The sequence below is a fragment of the Thioalkalivibrio sp. ALJ16 genome (assembly GCF_000377345.1).
Taxonomy (GTDB): domain Bacteria; phylum Pseudomonadota; class Gammaproteobacteria; order Ectothiorhodospirales; family Ectothiorhodospiraceae; genus Thioalkalivibrio.
In genome coordinates, this window is record NZ_KB898065.1 from 1 (window position 1) to 8901 (window position 8901).

Below are 8901 nucleotides of genomic sequence, written 5' to 3' on the forward strand. Positions count from 1 at the left end.
CGCCCGTTCCCGGACCTCCGGGCTATACCGTGTCATCTCACTCATCGCTCTATCCTCCCAAGGATCAGAGCCTCCGGAAAAGTCGGTACGGTTCACTACGCCAGCCCTCCTGTAGGAGGCCAGCCTCTGGCCGAATGGCTGTTGGTCAGGCGCAATCAGCCAGAGGCCGACCTCCCACACCCCATGCTCCCCCTGTGGGAGCGGGCTCGCCCGCGAAGCCCCCGCCAACGCCCGAACAACACCCAACGCCAGAGCGATCCCCCACCCCACAGATCCCGGATAACCGCAAAGTGATTTCCAGGATGACGCCCTGGGTCAAATCCATGTAGGAGCGGCCTTGGCCGCGAAGCCCCCTCACCATAACCCGACATACGCAGGCACTTCGCGGCGCGCCGGCTACTCGTCGCTTGCCTTGAACCGGATTTTGTGTACATTTTATGTGTACACATTGAAGCTTGGAGCGACATGAAAGAGGTCAACGTCCGCGACGCGCGCGAACAGCTCTCCAGCATCCTGAAAGAGGTGGAGCGAGGCGAGGAGGTCTGCATCCTGCGTCGGGGTCGGCCCGTCGCGCGCGTGGTGCGGCCCGCGGAGGAGCCCCCGGGGTTTCGTTCCCGTGCAGACTTGCGGAAGAGCGTGCCGGCCATGCAGGAGGCAGCCGTCGATACGGTTCGCACCCTGCGGGATACCGAACGCTACTGATGTTCTACGCAGACACCAGTGCAGTCCTGCCGTTTTACCGCAGCGAACCCGCCAGTGACACCATCGAACAGCTCTTGCTCGCACAGCGCCAGCCGCCCGTCATCAGTGAGCTGGTGCGTGTCGAGTTTGCTTCGGCACTGGCCCGGTGGGTCCGCATGGGTGAATTGGACGAGGCCCAGGCCAACCGGATCGAGTCGGCCTTTCACGAAGACGTTCGCGAGCGACGCTTTCGCCTCGTTTCGCTGAACCAAAGCGCCTTTGACCGCGCCATGCAATGGCTGCTCACGCGTCGTACAAACCTGAGGACGCTGGACGCCCTGCATCTGGCGTGCGCCGAGGCCAGCGAGGCCCCATTACTAACCCTCGACCAGGCACTCCTGGCATCAGCCGAATTTTTCGGCGTCGCTACATTCTCCGATCTCGGCCCCAAGTAGCACCTGCGAACTCAAACATACGCCAACCGCCCCGTGCCCCCTCCCCCCCGTGGGAGCGGCCTCGGCCGCAAAGCCCCCGCCAAAGCCGGAAAAACCACCAACCCTACCCAACCAACGGCACCACCGCCCGACGCAACCCCTCATCCACACTCACCGGCGGCTCCCACCCCAGCGTCTCCCGCGTATGCGAAATATCCACCTGCAACGAATCCAGCAGCCGCCGCGCCATCTCGCCACGCCCCACCGCACGCGCCCCGGCCCGCAACAGCACAGGCGGCACCGGCACCAACCGCGTCCGCCGCCCCATCGCCGCCGCCACCCGACGCAACAGATCGGTTGTGGAAAGATCCTCCCCATCCCCCGCCAGAAACACCCGATTCGCCGCCGCCGGATGCTCCAGGCAGGTCACCAGCAGATCCACCAGGTTATCCAACCCCACCAGCGAACGCCGATTCCGCGTCACCGCGCCCAGCGGCAGCGGCACACCCCGCGCCACCCATTCCATCAACTTGCCAAAGTTGCCCGGCGCATTCGGCCCATAGACGAGCGGCGGCCGAACGACCACCACCTCCATCCCCGTCTGTCGGCCCAGATCCTCAAGCCCCTGCTCCGCCTCCCACTTGGATACGGCATAGTCATCCTCCGGAGACGGCGCATCATCAAAACGAAAAGGGCGCTCACTCGAGCGCCCCAGCACACCAATCGAACTCAGAAAAACAAACCGCCGCACCCCGGTCTGCGCTGCCTGCCTTGCCAACTCCAGCGTCCCGTCGACATTGCACCTGCGAAACTCGGTCAAAGGATCATCCGCCGCATCATTCAGCACATGCGCCCGCGCCGCCGCGTGGATCACCGCACTCACCCCGTGCAGCGCCCCGCCCCAATCCGCGCCCGCCTCCAGTGAAGGCGTAACAACCCATTCCGCGCCATTCGACAACGCCCCACCCCGCCGCGAGCCGGCGCGCACATCCCAGCGACCGTCCCGTTCCAGGCGATTCACCAGCGCCGATCCGACAAAACCGCTCGCACCGGTGACAAGCACGCGCCCCGTCATCCCTCAGCACCCGTCATTGGGAGGGCCCGAGGGGCCCGTGGCAATCTAAATCCACGCCCCCATCGACGGGATGCAACCACCCCAGCCGCCGCGCCACTCTCGGAAGATGATTTCGCACAGCCGCCCGCGCTGTCTGATGCGCCAGACAGTACGCTGATCGCATTACCGACAACCCTTCCAACTCCCGGTAGACCCGCCAAGTGTACCCTGCCGTTGTCAGCTTGTTGGAAGAAACGGACCCGGAGCGAACCGTGTATCGAACCAGCGGCTCATTCAGCCCATGCGCAAACTCCACCTGCTTCAACAGCCAAAGCCACAGTCCGTAATCCTGCCGCCGATCGATCAGCGGCATCTCCACCTTACCGAAGAACCCCGTGTCGTACATCACCGTAGAACAGCCAATATAGTTGGTCTTCAGAAGCTCCCCATAGCCGACCCGCTCCGGCACCCCGGCCGCGGACAACCGCCTCCCCTGCTCGTCGACCCGCTCCATCGCCGTAAAGCTGAACACCGCCCCGCGCTCCATCAACGCCACCTGCCGCACCAGCTTCTCCGGCGCCCAGACATCGTCGCTGTCCAGAAACGCGATATACCACCCGCGCGCCTCGCGAATGCCCGCATTGCGCGCCACCGCCGGCCCACCGTTACGCTCCAGCCGCAACACCCGAATGCGCGCATCCTCCGCCGCCAGCGCCGCCACCCGCGCCCCCGAGTCATCCGTGGAGGCATCGTCCACCACCAGCAGCTCCCAATCCGGCAGGCTCTGCCCCTGCACCGAACGCACGCCCGCCTCGACCCGATCCGCCGCGTTGTGCAGCGGCATCACCACAGAAACCCGCGGCGTGGACACCCCCCTGCACGTCCCGTCCACACGCAGCAGTCCCGACATCTACACAACCTCGCCAATCTTTTCCCAACCCAGAACCCGCACATCCTTGCGCTGGTGCTCGCCCTCGCCCCCGTAAATCAGCGTCGGCGAACGGGCCATGTCACCGGCCAGCGCGGTCCAGCGCTCAAGCCCGGTGAAAAAGTCCCGGTTCAACGTCTGGCCGGATTTGATCTCCACCGGCATCAGGCCACCCGCCCACTCGATCAGCAGGTCGACCTCATTGCCATTACTGTCGCGCCAGAAGTGGAAAAGCGGCGGCTCGCCGCGATTGAGAAAGGCCTTTCGCAGCTCCGAAATCACGTACGTCTCGAACACCTGCCCGCGTAGCGGATGCACCACCAGCTGGTCCGGCGTCTGCACCCCCAGCAGCCAGCACAACAGCCCGGTGTCGTGGAAATACAGCTTCGGCGACTTGATCAGCCGCTTGTTGAAATTCGCATGGTGCGGCCGCAAGAGAAACAGCACATAGCTGGCCTCCAGCACCGAGACCCACGCTTTGGCCGTGTTGTGGGTAATACCGCAATCGGACGCAAGGGATGACAGGTTCAACACCTGACCACTGCGCCCGGCACACAGCCGCACAAAGCGCTGAAAGGCGTCCAGATCCTGCACCTGGAGCAATTGCCGCACATCCCGCTCCACGTACGCCGTTACATACGCCGGAAACCAGTGCCGTGGAGACACCGGCCGGTCATACAGTGCCGGGTAACCACCGGTAAACAGCGTCGCATCCAGAATCGGCGGGGCCTGCCCGGCCTCCACCAACTCCGCATGACTTAACGGCAGCAACTCCACAAACGCCGAACGCCCGGCCAGAGACTGCGAAATCCCGGACATCAACCCGAACTGCTGCGACCCCGTGAGCAGAAACCGCCCCATGCGTCCATCGCCGTCCACATGCGTCTGCAGATAGGACAATAACTCCGGTGCCCGCTGAACCTCGTCCAGCACCGCCCCATCGGGACATTGCGACAGAAACCCGCGCGGATCATCCAGCGCCAGCGCACGCACATCCGGATCTTCCAGGGAACGATACGGGCGATCCGCCATCACCGCGCGTGCCAGAGTCGTCTTTCCGGACTGGCGCGGCCCCGTGATCGCGACGATGGGAAAGCCGTTCAACAGCTCCCGGACCAGTGTTTCGGCAGTGCGCGGTATCATGCGCCTACCCTACCCCCACCTATGCAGATTGGCAATTGCCTTTACAATCTACATAAACCCGTCATTCGCGGGCGAGCCCGCTCCCACAGAACCCCGGGCCCAGACCACCACCGCACAAACACCACCCCCCGTGGGAGGCCAGCCCCCTGGCCGATAACCCACGCCAGCCAACCCCATCGGCCAGAAGGCTGGCCTTCTACACCGACTGCTACCCCCTGTGGGAGCGGGCTCGCCCGCGAAGCCCCCGCCAGTGAAGTGGACCCCGAACGCGATCATCCCAGGAACGGGGTTTGACGCGCAGGGCCAAGGCACAACGTACCGTAGCGCCCCTCAAACCGATTGCGATACCGCGTCGCACGCGCCGCCATGGCCTTCATCAGCCGCCCCATCGCCGCGACCGCTTCGTCCGGCCTCAGCAACAGATGCAGGCGGTTGGGCATCAGGCAGTATGCATACACTCGAATATCCAGCGCACTGCTCAACTCGCGAAGGTCCTCCAAATACCGCTCGTAATCCTCGCCCCCGGCAAACACCACCTGCCGGTTGTGCCCGCGTTGCACCACATAGTGCGGCATATGCGGCAACACCACTCGCGCCATCCTTGGCATACCGTCCCTACCGACTCATCCCGAGTTACTGTCAAAAGTGGTGTACGGGGGGATTGAGGAAGGCGGCGTATCCGGCTGGAATGGAAGTGCGACCAACCAGCCAGCCAGAGGAGATACGCCACCATGGCTCACGATACGACAGAGAACCCGAACGGACCAGAGGACCCGTTGACCGATCTGCTGCGCCGCGGGGCGCGGGATCTGATCCAGCAAGCGGTGGAGGCAGAGTTGCAGACGTTCATGGAGACCTACGCGGAGGATCGCTTGCCGGATGGTCGCCGGGCGGTCGTACGCAATGGCTATCAGCCGGAGCGTCGGGTTCAGACCGGCATCGGCGATGTGCCGGTGCAGGTGCCGAAGACCCGGGATCGGTCCGGCGGCGGCCGGCACTTCACCTCCCGCCTGCTGCCGCCGTATCTGCGCCGGGCGCGCTCGGTCGAGGAGCTGCTGCCCTGGCTCTATCTCAAGGGGGTGTCCTCGGGCGACTTCCAGGAGGCGCTGAGCGCGCTGCTGGGCGATCAGGCCCAGGGACTGCCGGCCTCGACGCTGGGCCGCCTCAAGCAGCAGTGGTTGACCGAGCACGCCGACTGGCGCGAGCGCGATCTCAGTGACCACCGCTACAGCTACTGGTGGGCGGACGGCATCCATTTCCACCTGCGCGGGGGCGACGACGACCGCGCTTGTGTGCTGGTCATCATCGGCGTCCTGCCCGACGGCATTAAGGAGTTTGTTGCCCTCGACGACGGGATGCGGGAGTCCGAACAGAGCTGGTACGAGCTGCTGGTGCGCCTGCGGGACCAGCAGGGCCTGCCGCAGGGGCCCAGGCTCGCCATCGGCGACGGCGCGCTGGGCTTCTGGAAGGCCCTGGCCCGGGTCTACCCGGACACCCGCCGCCAGCGCTGCTGGGTCCACAAGACCGCCAACGTGCTGAACCGCCTGCCCAAGCGCAGTCAGCCCAAGGCCAAGTCCGCCTTGCAGGCGATCTGGATGGCCGAAACCCGCGCCGACGCCGAACAGGCCTTCGACGCCTTCCTGACCGCCTACGGCGACAAGTACCCGAAAGCCGCCGATACGCTGGCCAAGGACCGCGAGGCCCTGCTGGCGTTCTACGACTGCCCGGCCGCGCACTGGCAATCGATCCGGACCACCAACCCGATCGAATCGACCTTCGCCACCGTGCGGCTGCGCACCCACAAGACCCGGGGTTGCGTGACCCGTAACACCGTCCTGAGCCTGACGTTCAAGCTCGGCCAGAGCGCGCAGAAGCGCTGGCGCCGACTCCGGGGTTACGAATGGCTCGACAAGCTCGAGCGCGGGGTGACGTTCATCGACGGCGTCGAGCAGACCGATCCGACCAACGACGAGGCATCATCCGTTACCGACCGGAGCGCCGCCTGAACCAGCAACTGCTCATACACCAGACTTGACCATAACTCACTCATCCCGCTCGCTCCCTGCGACGAAAACACGGAAATAAATCTGTCCCCGTTTTCCTTATGTCGATGTCGAACCCCACCGTTGGCAGAATTCGCCCAAACTGTGCGGCTGCACTAATCCGCCAGTTCACCGCTACGCCCGAACTAAACCCCAGCCCCACGACCCGAATCCGCAATCAGCTTTTGCCAGATCCCGATTCGCGCCCTGGTTGTTTTCTCAATATCGAATTCACGACCTACATGAGCCCGGGCCACCTCGCCGAAGCGTGCGAGCTTATCAGGATCAGCCAGAAGCTCTCCCACCCGACCGGTCGCTTCATCAACAGCGCCCGGCGACACGACAAAACCCGCATTACCATGGGATACCAACTCCTCTATGCCCGGCGTCCGCGTCACCACGACGGCATTACGGCGCGCCATTGCCTCCTTCACCACATTCGGTAATCGCTCACCCGGCGATTGGGACATGCTCAGCAACAGGGCGCTGCCCTCCATACGCTCAAGCGCCTCGTCGTGGGGAAGATGCCCACGGAAGCACACGCGGTCCGTTAGTCGTGCGGCCGCAACCCATTGCTCCAGCGCATCTCGTTCCGGGCCATCACCCAGCACCTCTAACACCACCTCGGGATACTCGCGCGCAACGTTGGCAAACACCTTTAGTGAATCAATCGTACGCTTCGGCTTAACGAAGCGTTCAACCACCAACATCCGGATGGGATGCTGCACCGGACTAGTGTCCTCTGGGATCTCAATCCCCCGGTACACCACATTAATTCTGCGCGGGTTAACCGCACAGAGGCGCGCAACGTCAGGTCGGTTCGCTTCGGCATGCGTCACGATCGCCGCCGACTGCGCGGCCACTCGCGAGAGTGGATACTTCTTTATCAAATCGTAAGCCCCCAAGGACATGGAGAGGCCAAGGGACCGTCCCATCTCACGTAAGGCAACCCCTACCAAACTGGGAAAATGCCCCCAGAACAGGTGGACAACATCGATCTCGTCCAGCCTCGCCTGCTGCGCGATGCCGAATGCCCTAGGCAACAGGAGTACACTCACAATGAATTGCTTTGGAGCACGCCAGGTGTTAGCCACCACTTTTCCGAAAACCCGCAAAGCCGCACCAGGGCTTGCGAGCATCACGCCGAACCCCCTCGCGATTTCGGCCGCACCCGCATAAGACACAGGAAGGTCAGATAGCCCCCTCTCAGTGAGCAAACGACGAGAGTCTTCCGAGCGCGCCCTCATACAGGCAACCGATACGTTCCAACCATCGCGGCGGATAGCCCTCACCTCCGCCGAAGCAAACGCCTCCGATGGTGCCGGAAACCGCATGAAGATATATCGGACCTTCTTACCCATGCTGTGGGGTCCTGGATGCATTGGGTGCCAAGTCTGCCCTTCTAGTCGCGACTTCTCGAGCGTTGGCCTTCGGTGTAATCCATACCCCGAAAGACTGGAAACAATGAACCGCCCCGGGTTTCCCGGAGACCCGTTGGTTTGGGTCACGCTGCACGAACGGACCCCTGAAGTGGTTGATGGTACTGCGCTTCGATCATTGCCGGCGGTCGATACCCGTTGGATTCCAACAGGCGTCGCCGGTTGAACCAGTCGACCCACTGGAGCGTAGCCCACTCGACGTCGCGTAGATCGTTAAGACGCCCCCAGTAGGCCCGGACCTCGGTCTTGTACAGCCCGTTGATGGTCTCCGCCAGGGCGTTGTCGTAGGAGTCACCGACCCGGCCCACCGAGGGCTGGAGCCCGGCTTCTCCGAGGCGGTCGGTATAACGCACCGATACGTATTGCACGCCGCGATCGCTGTGATGGATGGGGCGCGGCGTGCCCCGTCCCATCCGGGCCTGGAGCGCCTGTTCCAGCGCTCCCAGCGTCAGGTCGGTGCGCAGGCTCCGACTGACGCGCCAACCCACGATGCGGCGGGCGAACGCATCGGTGATGAAGGCCGTGTAGACGAAGCCCGCCCGCGCCGTGGGCATGTAGGTGATATCCGCCACCCACAGGGCGTTCGGACGCTTGACCCGGAAGCACCGTCCGACATGATCCGGCGGGAGCGCGACCCCGAACGCCGCACGGGTGGTGCGCGGGGCCTTGCCCCGCGTCACCCCGCGCAGACCCAGGGCGCGCATCCGCCGCGCCACACTGCAACGCGCGACGTGGCAGCCCTCCAGCCGGAGGGCATGCCAGACCTTGCGCACGCCGTAGACCCTGAAGTTGTCTTCCCAGACGTCGCGGATCTTCGCGTCCAGCGCCGCGTCCTGCCGGACGCGGGCGGGAAGCCGCCCGGGATCCCGTTCCCGGGCCTTGTCCTCGTAGTAGGTCGACGGGGCGATCGGCAACTCGCGGCAGATCGGCTCGACCCCGTAGGCCTCGCGATGGGCGTCGATGAACGCCACCATCACTTCTCGTGGCGGTCGAGCTCCGCCTGGGCGAAAAACGCCGAGGCCTTGCGCAGGATCTCGTTGCTGCGCTTGAGCTCGCGGTTCTCCCGCTCCAGCGCCTTCAGGCGTGCGCGCTCGCTGTCGGACAGCGCCGAGGCATCGTCCCGCTCGCGCTCCGCGCGGCGGACCCACAGCCGCAGCGTCTCCGGCGTGCAGCCGATCTT

At 64.4% G+C, this 8901-nt stretch carries 8 protein-coding genes, 1 pseudogene and 1 other annotated feature; of the genes and pseudogenes, 3 read left to right on the forward strand and 6 right to left on the reverse strand.

Features of this window, described 5'->3' with window-relative positions; all coding sequences use genetic code 11:
• Positions 1–465 precede the first annotated feature (465 nt).
• Positions 466–702 carry a type II toxin-antitoxin system Phd/YefM family antitoxin gene (locus tag D000_RS0113105; RefSeq protein ID WP_018873976.1) on the forward strand — a complete coding sequence of 79 codons (237 nt, stop codon included), beginning with the start codon at positions 466–468 and terminating at the stop codon, positions 700–702.
• Complete coding sequence (locus tag D000_RS0113110; RefSeq protein WP_018873977.1) at positions 702–1136, forward strand: type II toxin-antitoxin system VapC family toxin; 435 nt, start codon at positions 702–704, stop codon at positions 1134–1136. The genes D000_RS0113105 and D000_RS0113110 overlap by 1 nt, the downstream gene beginning before the upstream one ends.
• Before the next feature lie 103 nt (positions 1137–1239).
• Here D000_RS0113110 and D000_RS0113115 read toward each other — a convergent pair whose 3' ends face one another.
• From D000_RS0113115 to D000_RS0113130, 4 genes and pseudogenes are all read right to left on the reverse strand, one after another.
• A complete protein-coding gene (locus D000_RS0113115; protein ID WP_018873978.1) occupies positions 1240–2190 on the reverse strand; it encodes an SDR family oxidoreductase in 951 nt (316 codons plus the stop codon).
• A 13-nt stretch (positions 2191–2203) separates the two neighbouring features.
• The gene (locus tag D000_RS0113120; protein WP_018873979.1) at positions 2204–3079 is read right to left on the reverse strand and encodes a glycosyltransferase family 2 protein; all 876 of its coding nucleotides are present in this window, start codon (positions 3077–3079) and stop codon (positions 2204–2206) included.
• A complete protein-coding gene (locus D000_RS0113125; protein ID WP_018873980.1) occupies positions 3080–4240 on the reverse strand; it encodes an ATP-binding protein in 1161 nt (386 codons plus the stop codon).
• A 284-nt stretch (positions 4241–4524) separates the two neighbouring features.
• Positions 4525–4848: pseudogene (locus D000_RS0113130) on the reverse strand (transposase); the annotation flags it as partial.
• A gap of 123 nt (positions 4849–4971) precedes the next feature.
• Between D000_RS0113130 and D000_RS0113135 the strand changes: the two are divergent.
• The gene (locus tag D000_RS0113135; RefSeq protein WP_026280009.1) at positions 4972–6246 is read left to right on the forward strand and encodes an IS256 family transposase; all 1275 of its coding nucleotides are present in this window, start codon (positions 4972–4974) and stop codon (positions 6244–6246) included.
• Positions 6247–6428: 182 nt separating this feature from the next.
• On the opposite strand, the gene D000_RS0113140 is transcribed toward D000_RS0113135, so the two are convergent.
• Together D000_RS0113140 and D000_RS0113145 are read right to left on the reverse strand one after the other, a co-directional pair.
• Positions 6429–7643, reverse strand: coding sequence for a glycosyltransferase family 4 protein (locus D000_RS0113140; RefSeq protein WP_018873983.1), 1215 nt, complete (start codon positions 7641–7643; stop codon positions 6429–6431).
• A gap of 143 nt (positions 7644–7786) precedes the next feature.
• Positions 7787–8901 (reverse strand): IS3 family transposase gene (locus tag D000_RS0113145; protein WP_231371024.1). Its coding sequence is split into 2 segments (ribosomal slippage), with 1116 coding nucleotides annotated over them: positions 7787–8727 and positions 8727–8901; the frame shifts between segments, so codons are not numbered across the junction. This gene is flagged as partial in the annotation.
• Positions 8621–8737 (reverse strand) — a sequence feature (AL1L pseudoknot). Its footprint overlaps the gene before it by 117 nt.

Excerpts from the sequence above, each read along its gene's own strand:
- D000_RS0113120 (WP_018873979.1), bottom strand. The coding sequence starts at position 3,079 with ATGTCGGGACTGCTGCGTGTGGACGGGACGTGCAGGGGGGTGTCCACG.
- D000_RS0113140 (WP_018873983.1), bottom strand. The coding sequence starts at position 7,643 with ATGGGTAAGAAGGTCCGATATATCTTCATGCGGTTTCCGGCACCATCG.
- D000_RS0113115 (WP_018873978.1), bottom strand. The coding sequence starts at position 2,190 with ATGACGGGGCGCGTGCTTGTCACCGGTGCGAGCGGTTTTGTCGGATCG.
- D000_RS0113105 (WP_018873976.1), top strand. The coding sequence starts at position 466 with ATGAAAGAGGTCAACGTCCGCGACGCGCGCGAACAGCTCTCCAGCATC.
- D000_RS0113135 (WP_026280009.1), top strand. The coding sequence starts at position 4,972 with ATGGCTCACGATACGACAGAGAACCCGAACGGACCAGAGGACCCGTTG.
- D000_RS0113125 (WP_018873980.1), bottom strand. The coding sequence starts at position 4,240 with ATGATACCGCGCACTGCCGAAACACTGGTCCGGGAGCTGTTGAACGGC.
- D000_RS0113110 (WP_018873977.1), top strand. The coding sequence starts at position 702 with ATGTTCTACGCAGACACCAGTGCAGTCCTGCCGTTTTACCGCAGCGAA.